The organism is Pseudomonas sp. D3, assembly GCF_029320995.1.
GTDB lineage: Bacteria > Pseudomonadota > Gammaproteobacteria > Pseudomonadales > Pseudomonadaceae > Aquipseudomonas > Aquipseudomonas paraveronii.
Genome location: NZ_CP119772.1, coordinates 3,262,572 through 3,278,700 on the forward strand (window position 1 = coordinate 3,262,572; position 16,129 = coordinate 3,278,700).

Here is a 16,129-nt window from a genome sequence, read left to right on the forward strand (position 1 = left end):
GGGAAAACCTTAGTAGTCAGGTTGTCAGACAATAGAGGTTGCGGTTTTGCCTTGTCAAGAGGGTGTCGGATCTGTCTGCTCGTTGAGCCGGTAGGCTTGCAGTCAATACTTCGGCGCATTACGGCCGCGCTGAAGCTCGACGCAACCCCCCTGGCGATGCTGATTCATTCGATGAAGGCGGGGTTTTCCAAGCGCTGCTTGAGCTGGTCCAGCGCGATTGTGGACAGTTCAACCATGCGTTCGTGCAAGCCGGTGAGTTGCAATTCGGTTTCATAGGTCAACACGCGCTTGAACAGCGTGCCGTCACGAAAGGCCTGCAGGCTGTAATGAATCGAGCCGTCGACGGCCAGGGAGGTGAACACCGCCTTGAATTCTTCCGGGGGACGGGCGATCTGTACGCGGTAGCTCATGGGAACCCGCACGCCCAGCAGGTCGATCACCTCGGTAAAGCGCGTGCCGGCGGGGAGTGAACCGGTGGTGCCGGTGTCGGCGCTGAGGGAGGTGGGGTGCCATTCGTGCCAGCGATCCGGCTGGGTCACATAGCGGTAGACCGCATCGATTGGGGCTTGGATAAAGCGTTCCTGACTGATCCGTGCCAAGCGGACCGACTGCTCGACAGCGCGCATGGCACACCTCCTGTGTGGCGAAACTACGCGCCGGGAGCTGTCAGAATAGACCTACTCCCATGCATTGCACGGGAGTGTCTCATTAATTTATCACCGCACCTTGAAGCGACTCATCAACGCGATCACCCGGCCATTGGCGTTGAGCAGGCTTTGGGTATTGGTTTCAGTGGCATGGCCGCTTTGCACCAGTTCCTCGACCATATGTCGGATATGAACCATGCTGCGGTTGATTTCCTCGGTCACGGCGCTTTGCTGCTCGGCGGCTGTCGCAATCTGGGTGCTGAGGTTGTTGATATGGCTGACCGAACCGGCCATTTCGTCCAGGCCGATGTTCACCCGCGCCGTGGCATCCGCTGCCGACTGGCAACTGGCCTGGGTGTTTTCCATGGCCGCCACCGACGAACTCACGCCGATGGTCAGCCGTGCGAGCATTTCGTTGATCTGCGAGGTGCTGGCCTGGGTGCGCGCGGCCAGTGCGCGCACTTCGTCCGCCACCACCGCGAAACCACGGCCTTGCTCGCCGGCCCGCGCCGCCTCAATCGCTGCGTTGAGGGCCAGCAGGTTGGTCTGGCCGGCGATCGCGCCGATCACGCCGAGGGTTTCGGTGATGCGTGCGGCGTCCTGGCGCATGTTTTCCACGGTGTGGGTGGCGCTGGCGACTTCGCCGATCAAGGCGCCGACGCTGCTTGAGGCTTCGCCCACCACCACGCGGGAACGGTCGGCATGCTCATTGGCGCGCTGGGTGAAGGCGGCGGTTTGCGCGGCATTTTGCGCGACGGTGTCGGCGGTGGAGCTCATTTCGGTGATGGCGGTGACGGTCTGATCGGTCTCCGAGGCATGCCGCACCAGGATCTTGTTGGCTTGTGCCGAGGTCTGCTGCAATTGCTCCAGGCTCGTCGACATGGCGCCGGTGGCTTGGGTCACTTCACCGATCATGTTTTGCAGGTAAACGATAAATCGGTTCACCGAGTGGCCGATGGCGCCCAGTTCATCTTCGGCGCGGATGGTGATGCGTCGCGTCAGGTCGGCATCGCCGTTGGAGAGCGCGTCGATATTGGTTTTCAGTGTTTTCATGCGCTGCACCAGTTGGTGGATCGCATAGGCCGCCAGCAGCACCAGCAGCAACACCATGGGAATTTGCAGCAGGGCCAGGGAGCCGAGCACATCGTCGCGCTGGGCGGTGATCAGCGAGGTGGGCAGGGCGGTGGCGAGGAACCACGGCGTGCCTTCGATGGGGCGCATATAGAAGGTGCTCGCGACGCCCTGGTTGTCGAACTCGCTGCGTTGTAGTTTCTGCTCACGGTGGGCGAGGGCAGCGCTGACCTGGGCGGCGAACGCCGAGGCGCCGCTCAGTTCGCTGATGTTTTTCAATACCACCGGGCCGCTGATGCGCGTGCTGTTGCTGATGATCTTGCCGTCGCCTTCGACGATCAGCATTTGCCCGCCGATGTCTTTTTCCTTGCTCGCCACCAAGTCATTGAAAAAGCCCAGGGTCACGTCGATGGTGGCCACGCCATACGCCGCGCCGTCTCGCTGGATCGCCATGGCGCAGTTGGTGCGCGGCTCCTGGCTGGCGTCGTCCTTGTAGGCTGCGGCCCAGGCACATTGACCGCGCGGTGCGGCAAGGCCGCCTTTGTACCAGCTCTGGTCGTAGTAGTTGGGGGCGGGGTCACTGTTCCAGAAGGTGTTCACTGCCAGCTTGCCCGACGCATCGCGGTGCCAGAACGTGCTGTGCTTGTTGCGTCCGGGGGTGCGTTGGTTAGGCAGCGGCCAGATCCCGCCGCCGAATACTTTCAGCTCGCCGTATTGATCCACCAGGCCAGGCAGCACCTTGTCGATCGCATCGCTGTCGAGCAGGGGGATGGTCTGGGTGATGCTGCGTTGCTGGGCCTGAACCTTATTCAGCTCGCCCTGGATCTGTTCGGCCACTTCGGCGATGCGGTTGAGCACCACTTGTTCTTCGGTATGGCGCAACGTGGGCGCGACCAACTGGCCGATGCCCACCACTGTCAACACAAATAGCACCAGGACGAACAGCACCAGAAACAGGGTGTAGCGGGCTTGAATGGAGCGCAATGAGGGCATGGGGGTCGTCCTTACGAAGCGTTTATTGTCGACGCGGCTTTTTTAGAGCTTCGTAGGGGTATCGGCCTGGCGGTGGGGAGCTTTAGGCACCGTCGTGCAAGAATTGCCGCGCGCCCCTGAACCGGCGCGCTCGACCCGAATCACTTACGTGTTCAGCAGGTCCATTGCGGCTTCGGTGTAACGCAGGCCGGCAGTTGCGCCCACCGGGAAGATCGACGTCAGCGCCGCCAATTCGGCAGCAGTCAGGGTGATGTCCAGTGCCGCCACATTCTCTTCCAAGTATTTGCGTTGCTTGGTGCCGGGGATAGGAATCAGGTAATCACCTTGCGCGAGTACCCAGGCCAACGCCAATTGCCCGGCCGTTACGCCTTTTTCCTGGGCCAGGGCTTGCACCTGGTCCACCAACAGCAGGTTCTTCGCGAAGTTCTCGCCCTGGAATCGTGGGCTGGAGCGACGGTAGTCGTCAGCGGCGAAATCCTCTGGGCTTTTCAAGGCGCCGGTGAGAAAGCCGCGACCTAGTGGGCTGTACGGCACGAAGGCGATGCCCAGGCGCTGACAGGCTGCCAGGCAGCCGTTGTCTTCCTGGTCGCGGCTCCACAGCGAGTATTCGCTTTGCAAGGCGCTGATCGGGTGAACCTTTTGGGCCCGTTCCAGGCTGGCGACGGACACTTCGCTCAGGCCCAGGTAACGTACCTTGCCTTGCTTGACCAGTTCGGCCATGGCGCCGACGCTTTCTTCGATGGCGACCTGGGGGTCGATGCGGTGCTGGTAATAGAGGTCGAGGGTGTCCACGCCCAGGCGTTTCAAGGTGCCGTCAATGGCTTCGCGGATGTATTCAGGGCGACCGTTCACCCCGCGCGTCGCCGGGTTAGCCGGGTCGCGCACGAAGCCGAATTTGCTGGCCAGGAACACCTGCTCGCGCTTGCCGGCGATGGCTTTGCCGATCAGTGCCTCATTGGTGTGAGGGCCATACATGTCGGCGGTGTCGAGCAGGGTGACGCCGAGCTCTAAGGCGCGGTGCAGGGTCTTGATGGCTTCCTGGGTGTCGGTGCCGGTGGTGTAAAAGTCCGTCATGCCCATGCAGCCGAGGCCGATGGCGGAAACGTGAGGGCCGTTTTTACCGAGTTGTCGAGTGTACATCGGGTGCAGCTCCTTGGAGGGGAAAGGCCTGCATTGTTGTCCTCGACAACGCTGGGATAAACCGGCTAAAACCGCTATCACTATTAAGAAAATCTAAATAATCCACGAGGACGTCCGGCTTTGGACCGATTTGACGCCATGCGCGTGTTCACACGAATTGTCGAGTTGGGCGGGTTCGCCAAGGCCGCCGACAGCCTGCAACTGCCGCGCGCCTCGGTGACCATCTTGATCAAGCAACTGGAAGCGCACCTTGGCGTGCAGTTGTTGCAGCGCACCACGCGCCAAGTCAGCCCAACGCTGGATGGCGCCGCGTACTACCAGCGTTGCGTCAGCCTGCTGGCGGACCTTGAAGAGACTGAAGCGGTGTTCTCCAACACGCGGCGTAGCCCTCGCGGCACCTTGCGCATTGATATGCCTGCGGGGATCGGGCGCTTTCTGGTGATTCCGGCACTGCCGGAATTTACCGCACGCTACCCGCAGATCAACCTGGAAATCGGCCTTAACGACCGCCCGGTGGACCTGATCCGCGAGGGCGTGGATTGCGTGCTGCGCGGTGGGCTGGCCCTGGATGAGTCACTGGTGGCACGGCCCCTGGCGATGATGGATCAGGTCACCTGCGCCAGCCCTGGGTATCTGCAACGATTCGGCGTGCCCGGCGATCTCGACGCGCTGGCCGGCCACCAAGTGGTCGAGTACTTTTCCAGCGTCAGTGGCAAGCGCTACGGCTTGGAGTTCCAGGTGGGTGAGGAGATTCGTCGGGTCGACTTGCCCAAGCAGGTGGCCGTCAACAGCGCCGACGGTTACCTCGCTGCCTGCGAAGCGGGCTATGGGCTGGTGCAGACGCCGTACTACCACGCCAGGCAGCAACTGCAAGCGGGCAGGTTGGTGGAAGTGTTGAGGGAGATCCAGCCACCGCAATTGCCGCTGACGGCGTTGTACCCGCCACACCGCCAGTTGTCCCAGCGAGTACGGGTGTTTGTCGATTGGCTGGTGGCGTTGTGTGCCGGCTCTGACACTGGGTTGCAACGCAGGCCTTGAGGTCGATGGGTACATCGTTGCTCAGGGAAGCGGTCTCGCTTTCCGACAGGAAAGCGAGGCCCAGAGGGGATTAGCGGTGATAGTAACCGGGCCCGCCACCATAGTAACGATGGTCATGCCAGCCGCCGCCACCGTGTGGGAAAATGATGCAGCCGCTCATGCTCAGGATGATCAACAAGGGAATCAACAGTGTGATTCGACGGAACATTTCAAAATCCTCTTGGGTGCTCACAGGTTCAATCAGGCGACGGACAAGCCAAAGTTTTTCATCGCCTGTAACATGAGACTCTGCCGACCCGATTCCATCCCCGCAAACGGGTATGTGCTTGGCATGTTCGGCGATACAAAGTGGATACATTCTCAAGGTTCAGGAACCCGTCATGACCCAAAAGCAACGTTTGAAATACTCGATTCTGATTTCCCTGGTCGTACTGGGTACGATGTTTGGCCTGTCCTACCTGCAGAACACCGGGGTTATCAGCGAAAAAACGTTTCAGTACATCGCCATTGCGGTGGCGGTAACTGTGGTAGTGATCAATGGAGTGATGCGTCGCAAGGTCAAGCCTAACTTCTGATTCACGTGCGTGGGTCAGGCGCGGCCTTCGAGTACTTTGGCAGCCTCTTCATGGAGGCTGTAGCTTTTATCGGCATTGAGGGTGATCACGCCTTCGCTGCACAAGCGCTTGAGCACCTCGCGCACGCTGAGAAACGACAGCGGGATGCCCAGCTCCAGCAAATGGCTGTGTACACCGCGTACCCCGAGGGTGCGCTGGTTGCCGGCGGCGGTGAGGAGGGCGTCGATGACCTTCAACCGGATCAGGCTGGTACGCAAACCAAAACACTTGAGCAAATGGCGAATGCGCTGATTGCCATGCTGTTCGGGGGCGTTACCGAACGCTTGAGCGCCACTGCCATAAGTGGCATCGGCGGTCGGTGAATGTCCGTCCTTGGGCAGTTGCGAGTTGTACATGCAAAAAACTCCTTATCAGAGCCTGATCAGGAAAATGAGGGCGCTCTTACCTAAATAAGACGAACGAGCGATGCAAATAATGAAGTGCCGGATGTAGAAATTTTGTCGGTATTCGCCTTGTCACATCGCCGTCGCCATAGATAACCGCCTTTTCGCGAAACCGCGCTATGCCAGCAACGCCTCTGCCGAAGTGGTTATGCCGGGCCTTATGGTTTCTGTTTCCGTCACGCGGGCCAAAGTTCTCCTGCAAAAATCTGTAGGTCGCCGGTCAACTCATCCGAGGCAGTGAGGGTGCCTGAGGGGCCGGGTCGTGGGTCTGCCGACCGAACGCCATAGGTGCCCCGTCCCGCTCTTTCATACACGGCAATACCGGTGCCGCCGGTCAATTCGGAAAGCCCCGGAACATTCTGGGTGGTATTGACATGGTGGCGTCCCACCAGGGCAATCCACTTGTCGCCGCCTGCGTGTTGCTCAATGGTGCGGGTGGCGTAGTAGTTGAACTCTTCGAGTCGTTGTGTGGCTTGTTCAGGTGTCTTGATGGCGCCAAACAGGTGGCGTTCGTCGTTGTGCCGGGTCAGGTAAAAATGATCGAGCGGCACGATTTCGATCTGGTTATCTTCGAATTTTTTCAACAGTTCACCCAGGGTCGGGCGTTGGTTGGGGGGGCGGTGTGCGAGCCCGATCCTGCCCATGCCATCATCTTTCCAGCGCATTATTTTGTCGTACACGAGGCCTTCGACGAATAGCTTTTTCACCTTGTTTTGAACAAACAAATCGACGTTGTCATACAAGGTTCGGAAAGAGGCCAGGTTGTTGTGGGATTCTCCAAATACCAGGCCCGGCGCGGTGCTAAACGCATCCGCAATGACGTCGGGGGTTCTTTTTGGGGCGCTGATATTCGGGACAACGGGGCGGGGTGGCTGCCCGTCGGCGGCCATGCGCGTATAGAAATCGCGCATTTCCTGGGTGAATTTGTCACGGGTTGCCTGCTTTCGGCTGGGGGTGAAGTGACCCTCGCTGGGTCGGCCGCGGAGACTGCTCACGTACTCGGAGTCGGGCAAATGGTCTGTTTTGCGCACGTGCTCGACTGGTTGCCCAGCCGGCGGTCGACTGAGTGGCGGGCGTGACGGCCTGCTCAGCGGGTTGAAGCGATGATCACGCGCAGATCGCCCCGGTTGTTGGGGGTTGGGCGATGGCGGCATCAGCGTGTGGGTAGGGGTAAACGAGTCGAGCGTGGGGCCATAAGGCAGCATCGTATCGGAATCGAAGGCATGCCATTTGCCACGTTGGCGCACGGCAGTGCCTTCCACCGAATGTGTGCCGACCTTGAAGAGACCTGTTGCAGCCGCCTCGTACCGTTGGCTGGCGATGAGCAGGGCCTGGCTGTTTGCCGCGCCACGCAGTTTGCGCAGGCCTTGCGCGCCGGCGCTGACGCCACTCGTGACGAGTCTGCCGGCACCCACCGCCAAGTCACCGGTGCCGCTCAAAGGGTTGAAGGCATTGAGTGCGGTAACACCGAGGATTTTCCCGCTCTGCGCCAATTTGCCCAGGGTTGAACCCGCGCCCGCTACTGCCTTGCCGAGTCTTGCGGCATTGCCCAGCCCGGCCGTGACAAAGCCAAATACATCAATCGCCAGGTCAATGGCGCCGTCCTTATAGTTCCCGTTGCGCAAGTTTGTGATGGCCGATCTGAAAGGGATCAAGTTCAACAGTGCGTCTGTCGCTGAACTCACCCATGCGCGTCTCGCCTCGGACGGCGTGTTGCCTGCCGCGTGTTGCTTTACTGCGGGGTCATCAAACCCTAGCGCCTTGATGACAGCGTCGGCGATATAGTGGGTTCGCTGGCTGCGAAAGGTGTTGAATGTGGGGTATCGCGGAGTCTTTTCGTCTCCGTCGGAGTTGTAGGCTGACCCATGGGGGGAGAACGCTTCAATTTTGTTGACTTCATCCGACACATATTGGTGTGGCCGGCGGGTCCTGCTCTGGTCAACCGTGGAAATGATGCCGGTCGTGCTATCGAACTCGTATGTCTGATGGCTGCTTTGATATTCGGTGTGTACGAGGATCTTTGGGCTGGTGTGAAAGAGCTTGTCTTGGACAAAAGGAATCAAACTGGTTCGGTAGTCGTTTTCCTTGAAAAGCGTGATTTTTCCATAATTGAAGCGTCTTCGGTCTGCCAGCGGCAAGCGGTCAAGGGCACTGATGATTGAGTATTTTTTGACCTGCTTGATAGTGTCCAGTGTGCTGGCGAATGCCGTGTCGAAAGCCTGTGGAATATTGAACTGCGGGCTATTGGTGAACTGCGCAAAAGCGTCAAGATTGATGTTCGCGCGCGCGCCTGTGACTTGCCAATCTTGCGCATCGATTTGCAGCCCTTGTTGGGTGATGTCCAGCATCGAATAGGCTTGGCTGAAGCGGGGGGCTTTGGGGTCGTGGGATTTATAGTCGATGCGCAACACCCGGTCCTCAAAGTCATCGCGATCACCGAATGTTGCTTTGAGCAGATCCAGAGCCATCTGTTTACGGCGTGGCAGTGTCGAACCCACCCCTTCGGAAGCGGCGCTCAATGCGCTTTGTTGGGTATTGAAGGCTTCGCGGGTGTACTCGATTTCGGCGTCGTCGTAGGCCGAATCGTCTTTGGTTTCGAGAAAACCGTTCACCAGACCCCAGTCGATCAAGGCGGCCTTCTGCGCCGATTCACCTGCGGGTGCGATTGAGTCGGCGTTGCGCATGACCTCGGTAAAATCCATGTGCAGGGTCTTGCCGGGTGCCTGGTCTTCAATCGCGGCCACCGCGATGCACAAGTTGGCCCACGCTTGGCTGCCGTACACCACCGTGGCGGGGATGTCCTTGACCAAGTATTGCGGCGCCACCCGGGCTAACAGCAACCTTGCCCCGAGATCAGCGGTAGCGGCAGAGGTTTTGCCGCTGTCGCTCAGGTGTTTGGCCAGCGCGCTAATCACACTTGCCGGCGACATACCCCAGTGGCTATCGGCCGCGAGGTTGAAGCGCGCTACGGTATTTCTGCGAGGCTGTTCGATGGACTCGGGGTCCAGCCCCAAGTGGATGGCTGTCAGCACATAGTCGTTTGCGCTGGTGTCGGTCGCTATGCCGTCTACTTTGGCTTGTATCGCCAGGCCCAGCGCCTGTGCCTTGGGGGAATCGAGGAGTTTTTCCAGCGCTTTGGCAGGGTCCTGTAACTCGGCGCTGGATAGCGGGTTGCCTTCCAGCAGATACCCCAATGCGCCACGCCGGCTATCGAAAAGTGGCAGGCCCGGCAGTTTCTCAGTGTTGTTGGCCACCACATCGTGCACCACGCGCTGGTGTTCCTCACTGAGCGGCAATGCCCAACTGAGGCCTCCGCCCAAGTTGCCCAAAGGGTGTGACAACGAATGATTGATCAGCGCGTCGGCCATGTCGAAAAGGTCTTCACGCGTGGCCGGCATATACGTGCCGTGGCGGGTGATGAAGGTCTCAAGGCTGATTGTTTGCTCGTGCGCCAGCGGGGTTTGACGATGAAGCGCCGAGTCGGGATCAACGTCCATCAGGGTTTCTTGCAGTGCGCGCAGCACCGCCTCGCCCGTGGCATCCGGTGCCAGTGAGCGGGCTGCCTGGTTGAGTTGTCGGGCAAGCGTTTGCAGGTTGCGCCGATGTGCCAGTGCGGTTTTGAGCGCCTGGCGGTTGTCATTGCTGTCGGCTTCGTGCTGCGCGGGCGGGTCTTCGACCAGGGCAATGCTGTCGGTAGGTAAAGCCGCGGGCAGCAGGGGGTAAACCGGCTGAATGGGTAAGCCGGAAGATAGGGTAACGGACGTCATGATGAGCACCTTCTTTCACACGGTGAGGCAGTCCTTGCCGACGAACGCCTTTGTCTGAAGGCGCTCGTTTGGGTGTTGAAAACAGGTGTTTGTGTTCCGCTTGCGGGCTCTGCAGGTTGTCAGAATGTGTAACGGTGGCAATCAGCGCTGGGAGTGTGCTGGTGTCAGGCTAGCCACCATCGCGGCGTAGAAAAATGATGCGGCCTCTTTCGCACTTAAATTATTCGCGGGTTTTTGCGTTCTTACGGTTGGGGTCATTGCCCTGTGTGAGGCGGTTTAATCTGACGGTGGAGTCTGCGTGATTATATGCAACGGGTTGTCCAGGGCGTGTGTGGCGGGGCTGTTGTTGGGAGTGAGCCTGGCCGCATCGGCGCGGGAGGCGGTGGTTCAGGCGGCGGCGGACATCCGGCGGACCAGTTTCGGAGTGCCCCATATCCGCGCCAGCGATGAGCGCGGCCTGGGTTTCGGCATCGGTTACGCCTATGCCCAGGACAACCTGTGCCTGCTGGCCAACGAGGTGGTCACGGTGAGTGGCGAGCGCGCCCGGTTCTTTGGCCCTGAACAATCGACCCTGGAGGCGCGCAACAACCTTGCCAGCGATGTGTTCTTCACCTGGCTGAATACGCCAGATGCGGTGGCCACATTCTGGGCGGCGCAGAGCCCACCGATCCGGCAGCGTATCGAAGGGTACGTCGCCGGCTACAACCGTTATCTGAAAGAGCAGGGCGCTCCGGCGCAGTGCCAGGCGGCGTGGGTGCGGCCGATCACGCCACAGGATGTGGTCAAGCTGACGCGCAGGCTGCTGGTGGAAGGTGGCATCGGCCAATTCGCCGAAGCCCTTGTCGGCGCAACGCCGCCCAACGTCACCGCCTCTGTACCGCGCGACGCCAAAGCCTTTGAACTGGCCGCCGCCCATCAACAGCGCTTTACCCTGGACCGGGGCAGCAACGCCGTCGCAGTGGGCCGGAATCGTTCATTCAATGGGCGTGGCATGCTGCTGGCCAATCCGCATTTCCCCTGGATCGGCGGCATGCGCTTTTATGAGATGCACCTGACCATCCCTGGCCAACTGGATGTAATGGGCGCCGCACTGCCGGGCTTGCCGGTGGTGAATATCGGCTTTAACCAGCATGTGGCCTGGACCCATACCGTCGACACGTCCAAGCATTTCAGCGTGTATCGCCTGACCCTTGATCCCAAGGATGCCACGCGCTACCTGCTGGACGGCAAATCCATCGCGCTGGATAAAACCACGCTTACCGTGCAGGTCAAACAAGCGGATGGCAGCCTCAAAGGGCAGACGCATATCGTCTACCGTTCGCAATTCGGGCCGGTGGTGCAATGGCCTGGCAAGCTCGATTGGGACAACCGCTACGCCTTCAGCCTGCGCGATGCCAACCTGGGTAACGACCGCGTGCTGCAACAGTGGTACGCGATGAATCGCGCCGGCAGCGTCAAGGACCTGCAAACTTCGGTACACACTCTGCAAGGCATCCCATGGGTCAACACCCTGGCCGCAGATGACCAGGGGCAAAGCCTGTTCATGAACCTGTCGGTGGTGCCCAACGTCAGCGCGGCCAAGCTCGCGCAATGCAGTGACCCACGGGCCGGCCTGCAACTGATCATATTGGATGGCTCCCGCAGCGCCTGCGCCTGGGACGTCGACCCGCGCGCTGCCCAAGCCGGGATCTTCGCGGCTGATCAGTTGCCGCAACTGGAACGTAGCGACTACGTGCAGCATTCCAACGATTCGGCCTGGATGGTCAACCCCAAGGCACCGCTGACCGGTTTCTCCCCAGTCATCAGCCAGGACAACATCGGCCTCGGCCCCCGCACGCGTTTCGCGCTGCAACGCCTGCAATCCCTGGACAAACGGCGGATCAGCGTCGCCGACCTGCAAAACATGGTAATGGACAACCAGGTCTACCTCGCCAGCCAAGTGATGCCTGACCTGCTGGAATTCTGCGCCAAGCACCTCGGCGCCGACACCGCCACCCTGCAACCGCTGTGCGCCAGCCTGCAAACCTGGGACCAGCGCGCCAACCTCGACAGTGGCCTGGGCCTGGTGCATTTCATCTGCCTGATGCAACACCTGCAGCAAACCCCCGACGCCTGGCGTGTCACCTTCGACCCGGCCCAACCCCTTACCACGCCTCGCGGCCTGGCCATCGAGCGAGCACCCGTCTCCAAGGCCTTGCGCGAAGCCATGCTGGCCTCGACCGCCGACGCCAGCAAACACAGGCTCACCGCCGACAGCCGCTGGGGCGATCTGCAAGTCAGCGGCCAAACCCCGATCCACGGCGGGCCGCAACAGCTTGGCATCTACAACGCCATGCAAACCGTGCCACGCGCCGATGGCAAACGTGAAGTGGTCAGCGGCAGCAGCTACCTGCAAATCGTCACCTTCGATGACAACGGCCCCCGGGCTCAAGGCGTGCTGACATTCTCCCTGTCCAGCAACCCCACGTCGAAATACGCAAAGGACCAGACACGCGCATTCTCCGAGAAAAACCTCCGCCCGCTGCCCTTCACCGAAGCGCAGATCAAGGCCGATCCGCAGTACCAATTGCAGGTCATCAAGGAGTAGGGCACGCACGCAAGCCCTTGATGCCAAGGCAGAATATTTTTTGAAATCAAGGGGTTGCAGGCAAATGCAAATGAGTACATAATGGCGCCCATCGAACGCAATGAAGCAATAAAAACTTCAATGTATTCAATGAGTTAGAGTAGAGGCGCGCTTTACATAGCCCACTCAAGTTTGTATGCGGTGAGTGCCAGCAACCAGGGCATTGATCGTTTGAGGCCGAGTAGCAAAATGGTTATGCAGCGGATTGCAAATCCGCCTACGCCGGTTCGATTCCGACCTCGGCCTCCACTCTTAGAAACCCCGTAGATTAACGTCTACGGGGTTTTTTATTGCCTGGGATTTGGGGCGTGTTCTGCAACCCCAAGCTTGTTTGATCGAAACCAGAGTGCAGAACAGCACCAGACGGGGGCAGTTACTTCGTGGGGTTAACGATCTCGCCGACCCGTCTAAGGCCGACCTCTAGTTTCCGACAGTGGCACTATGATGCTTCCTGCCGATAAAAACAGCGCATCGAGCGCTGGCCTTTTCGCATCTGGCTTCCAGTGTTAGATTCGTCGCATTAATACCCACAAGGACAGTGAAATGGCCCGCTATTTCAAAAAGCCAGACAGTGACCAAGTTGAAGAGGTCGATGCATTTCAGGTTCTGGCGATATTCTTTCTCGGCGCGATCTATCTGCTCTTCGCCGGCCTTTGGCGGCATTTGCTAATCTGGGGTATCGCCATAGGCTTGGGTATTTTTGCCGGTCCGCCTTGGATGGCGATCCCTATCGCCGGATTGCCCATTATTTACTGCTTTTTGATACGTAAAATCGTGGCTGACGAGTATTTGAAGAAGGGCTGGTCGGAGGTGCCCGATCCAAAGCTTGCACTCAAGAAAGCAGCGCCAGGCGCTCAGTCTCTCGCAGAGTAGTTGTTTCGAAGCTGGCCCAGATAGTGCTGGGCTTTTTGCCCCTGGCTTCGGCTAAAAGATCGGCCGTGTAAATGTTTAGTAAGCGTCTGCTACTTTTTTGGCTCAGTCCTTGAGGCGTCTAACTCGTTTTGTAGCGAGCGGAGACGGTTGTCATTTGGATGTTTCAGTTTTAGCTCATTCAGATTTGTTTGCGCCGTTGAATATTGGCCGACCTTTATTAAATTTCGTACCAGAACTATTTGAGTTATTCGCCCTGGTGCGATATCAAAAGCCGCTTGGTTAAATACTAGGGCTTTGTCAAAGTCGGCGTACTGTTTGCCGTTGTCACCCATGTATAAGAGACCCAGTACGTTGTTTGCCGCGAGCTGATGAGGGTTGATTCTGACCGCCTGTTCCAGGCGCTCTCGAGCTGTCGGGATTCTGCCTTGCATCAGATCCGCATCTGCCATATTGACGAGATAGTCGTAGGAACCCGCTGGGTAATAGCTGGCTGCTTTTGCCGCATAGTCTCCCGAGCGCGGGTAGTCACCTAACTCATAGTAGCTAAGGAAACTCTGAAAAAGACTTCCAACTCTGGTGAAATACGCCTGTCCCACGAACTGAACGGTTGAGCCCCGATGAAGCAAATGTCTTTCGCTGATGCCGAGTACGCAGGCAAACGTAAGCAGACCCGCCGCGAGCGTTTCCTGATTGAGATGGATCAGGTTGTGCCCTGGAAAGGTCTGATTGCGTTGATCGAGCCGTACTATCCGAAGGGCGAAGGCGGTCGTCCGGCGTATCCGTTGATGGCCATGCTTCGGGTTCATCTGATGCAAAACTGGTTCGGCTACAGCGACCCGGCGATGGAAGAGTCCCTCTACGAAACCACGATTCTGCGCCAGTTTGCCGGGCTGCATTTGGATCGGATTCCGGATGAAACCACGATCCTCAACTTCCGCCGGCTGTTGGAAAAGCATGAGCTGGCCGGTGGTATTTTGCAGGTCATCAACGGCTATTTGTGTGATCGTGGTTTGCTGCTGCGCCAAGGTACAGTGGTCGATGCGACGATCATTCATGCACCCAGTTCGACCAAGAACGAGGACGGTAAACGCGACCCTGAAATGCACCAGACCAAGAAAGGAAATCAGTACTTTTTTGGGATGAAATCGCACATCGGTGTCGATGCGGAATCCGGTTTGGTGCATAGCGTAGTGGGCACGGCGGCGAATGTGGCGGACGTGACCCAGGTCGACCAGTTGCTGCATGGCGAGGAAACTTACGTCTCTGGCGATGCCGGTTACACCGGTGTAGAAAAGCGTCCCGAGCATCAGGATCGCGAGATGATCTGGTCGATTGCCGCGCGCCCAAGCAGCTATAAGAAGCATGCAAAAAAGAGCCTGATCGGTCGTGTGCGCCGCAAAATCGAATACGCGAAAGCACAAGTACGAGCCAAGGTTGAGCATCCATTCCGGGTAATCAAGCGCCAGTTTGGTTATACGAAAGTCCGCTTCCGAGGCTTGGTTAAAAACACTGCGCAGCAGACCACACTGTTTGCCTTGTCGAACCTGTGGATGATGCGAAAACGGCTGTTGAATGCAGGCGAGGTGCGCCTGTGATGCGGACAATGAGCCTTGAAAAGGTGCTATCTCGCAAAAAAACGCGAACTGAGAGGAGGAAAGGCCTGATTTCCGAGCAAGTCGGCGTTTTTTGAACCTAAAACAGCGAGGCCGTTAAAAACGGCTGCTTACTTCAGACCTTCCCTAAGGGATATATAGCGTAAGGCGGATGCCTTTTGTTGATTGCTGGCCGCCGGGTCGGCTTCAATTTGTTTAAATTTTTCAATGGCCTCCGTGCTGTTTCCATTGTCTTGAAGTGCCTGGCTTTGCGTGAAGTTGGTTTTTATTTCGTTTTTATGTTCGTTGGCCTTCACGAGTTCTCGAACTTTGTCGCAGCCGGACACTGTCAGGCAGAAACAAATCATGAACATTATTTTGACTTTGCGCATTTCATTACTCGACTTTGGCGGACGTGGCAGCCTTAGCATTAAAAAGTTTGGGCGGACTCAGGGGGGGAATGATGCTCAGCCTCGCGTCGTTTTGGGAAGAGGAAACCCGCCGTGGTTGATAAATTTTCCAGAGCGAGGGCGCGTTCAATGTCTTAAACTGCGCCTGCCAAAACAATCACCGAAATCGACACCGGCTTTTTTGCCTCTGGCAATACCTGACCTGAAAACGAATGGAGTAACACCCCATGGAAGGCAACAATACCCAAAACGAATACCGCAAGCCCAATAACCTGGCCGGTCTCGGGCGGCGTTTGGGCGGTCAGTGCATCGATTCGCTGATGACCTTCTTTCTGTTATTCGCGGTAGGGCGCACGGCTGAGGTTTTTGGTTTTCCGTCTGACGTGTCAGGGGTTCTGGCTGTGGGCGCCGCTGCGACGTACTACCTGTTTTCCGACGCTCTGCCCAACGGTCAAAGCTTGGGTAAAAAGCTGCTGGGGATGTCGGTGATCGATGAGCGCAGCTACCTGAGCTGCAATCTGTTGCAATCGTTTATGCGCAATATCACGACGCCCTTTCTGAGTGTTCTGGACTGGATTTTTATTTTCTTTGGTTCACGCAAGCGTCTAGGCGACATGCTCGCATCCACGGTAGTGATCCGCTCCAGGTAATCAGTCTATAGTGGCCAGGTATTTGTAGCCTTTACAACACAATCAATACCATCAAGTTACACGATAGGCGTGACGCACTTCATTTTGAGCGGTCTTATCCATCGAGCATTAAAGCTTGTGGATAGAGAGTCCTGTGATGAAGTTGAATAATCTAACTAAGGCGGCACTGATTGTCGCGTTGTTATCGTCCCTGTCGGGCTGCTGGATATTCATGCCGCCGGGTGGTGGTGGTGGTGGTGGTGGTGGTGGTCACGGTCAGGGCGGCGGCCCAGGCGGCCCAGGTGGTCCCGGTCCGCGTTAAGTA

At 58.2% G+C, this 16,129-nt stretch carries 14 protein-coding genes and 1 tRNA gene; 7 read left to right on the forward strand and 8 right to left on the reverse strand.

From position 1 onward, the window contains the following. Window positions 1–164: 164 nt before the first annotated feature. The 3 genes from P3S72_RS14865 to P3S72_RS14875 form a co-directional block, all read right to left on the reverse strand. A complete protein-coding gene (locus P3S72_RS14865; RefSeq protein WP_276192834.1) occupies window positions 165–626 on the reverse strand; it encodes an SRPBCC family protein in 462 nt (153 codons plus the stop codon). 90 nt (window positions 627–716) lie between these two features. After that, window positions 717–2,711, reverse strand: a complete 1,995-nt coding sequence (locus P3S72_RS14870) for a methyl-accepting chemotaxis protein (protein ID WP_276192835.1) — start codon at window positions 2,709–2,711, stop codon at window positions 717–719. A 144-nt stretch (window positions 2,712–2,855) separates the two neighbouring features. Next, window positions 2,856–3,851 carry an aldo/keto reductase gene (locus P3S72_RS14875; RefSeq protein ID WP_276192836.1) on the reverse strand — a complete coding sequence of 332 codons (996 nt, stop codon included), beginning with the start codon at window positions 3,849–3,851 and terminating at the stop codon, window positions 2,856–2,858. A gap of 120 nt (window positions 3,852–3,971) precedes the next feature. On the opposite strand from P3S72_RS14875, the gene P3S72_RS14880 reads away from it, so the two are divergent. Beyond that, entirely contained in the window at window positions 3,972–4,889 is a 918-nt protein-coding gene (locus P3S72_RS14880; protein WP_276192837.1) for a LysR family transcriptional regulator, read from the forward strand. Window positions 4,890–4,959: 70 nt separating this feature from the next. On the opposite strand, the gene P3S72_RS14885 is transcribed toward P3S72_RS14880, so the two are convergent. Next, window positions 4,960–5,097: a hypothetical protein gene (locus tag P3S72_RS14885; RefSeq protein WP_247399408.1), complete on the reverse strand. Its 138-nt coding sequence runs from the start codon at window positions 5,095–5,097 to the stop codon at window positions 4,960–4,962. A gap of 172 nt (window positions 5,098–5,269) precedes the next feature. Between P3S72_RS14885 and P3S72_RS14890 the strand changes: the two genes are divergently transcribed. Then, window positions 5,270–5,464 carry a hypothetical protein gene (locus P3S72_RS14890; RefSeq protein ID WP_017846379.1) on the forward strand — a complete coding sequence of 65 codons (195 nt, stop codon included), beginning with the start codon at window positions 5,270–5,272 and terminating at the stop codon, window positions 5,462–5,464. A 14-nt stretch (window positions 5,465–5,478) separates the two neighbouring features. Here the strand turns inward: P3S72_RS14890 and P3S72_RS14895 are convergent, their stop codons facing one another. Continuing rightward, window positions 5,479–5,859 (reverse strand): fe2+ zn2+ uptake regulation protein, encoded by a 381-nt coding sequence (locus P3S72_RS14895; protein ID WP_276192838.1) that lies wholly within the window; start codon window positions 5,857–5,859, stop codon window positions 5,479–5,481. Window positions 5,860–6,083: 224 nt separating this feature from the next. Beyond that, window positions 6,084–9,674, reverse strand: coding sequence for a membrane-targeted effector domain-containing toxin (locus P3S72_RS14900; RefSeq protein WP_276192839.1), 3,591 nt, complete (start codon window positions 9,672–9,674; stop codon window positions 6,084–6,086). A 298-nt stretch (window positions 9,675–9,972) separates the two neighbouring features. On the opposite strand from P3S72_RS14900, the gene P3S72_RS14905 reads away from it, so the two are divergent. From P3S72_RS14905 to P3S72_RS14915, 3 genes are all read left to right on the forward strand, one after another. Continuing rightward, window positions 9,973–12,261, forward strand: coding sequence for an acylase (locus P3S72_RS14905; RefSeq protein ID WP_276192841.1), 2,289 nt, complete (start codon window positions 9,973–9,975; stop codon window positions 12,259–12,261). Between the two features lie 214 nt (window positions 12,262–12,475). Next, window positions 12,476–12,549, forward strand: a tRNA-Cys gene (locus tag P3S72_RS14910). Window positions 12,550–12,843: 294 nt separating this feature from the next. After that, window positions 12,844–13,173 (forward strand): hypothetical protein, encoded by a 330-nt coding sequence (locus tag P3S72_RS14915; protein WP_276192842.1) that lies wholly within the window; start codon window positions 12,844–12,846, stop codon window positions 13,171–13,173. Window positions 13,174–13,262: 89 nt separating this feature from the next. On the opposite strand, the gene P3S72_RS14920 is transcribed toward P3S72_RS14915, so the two are convergent. Next, window positions 13,263–13,769 (reverse strand): hypothetical protein, encoded by a 507-nt coding sequence (locus tag P3S72_RS14920; RefSeq protein ID WP_276192843.1) that lies wholly within the window; start codon window positions 13,767–13,769, stop codon window positions 13,263–13,265. 21 nt (window positions 13,770–13,790) lie between these two features. Between P3S72_RS14920 and P3S72_RS14925 the strand changes: the two genes are divergently transcribed. Then, the gene (locus P3S72_RS14925) at window positions 13,791–14,768 is read left to right on the forward strand and encodes an IS5 family transposase (RefSeq protein ID WP_250690870.1); all 978 of its coding nucleotides are present in this window, start codon (window positions 13,791–13,793) and stop codon (window positions 14,766–14,768) included. Window positions 14,769–14,896: 128 nt separating this feature from the next. Here P3S72_RS14925 and P3S72_RS14930 read toward each other — a convergent pair whose 3' ends face one another. Then, window positions 14,897–15,157, reverse strand: a complete 261-nt coding sequence (locus P3S72_RS14930) for a hypothetical protein (protein ID WP_276192844.1) — start codon at window positions 15,155–15,157, stop codon at window positions 14,897–14,899. Between the two features lie 245 nt (window positions 15,158–15,402). Between P3S72_RS14930 and P3S72_RS14935 the strand changes: the two genes are divergently transcribed. Beyond that, window positions 15,403–15,825, forward strand: a complete 423-nt coding sequence (locus P3S72_RS14935) for an RDD family protein (RefSeq protein ID WP_276192845.1) — start codon at window positions 15,403–15,405, stop codon at window positions 15,823–15,825. The last annotated feature ends 304 nt before the right edge of the window (window positions 15,826–16,129 follow it).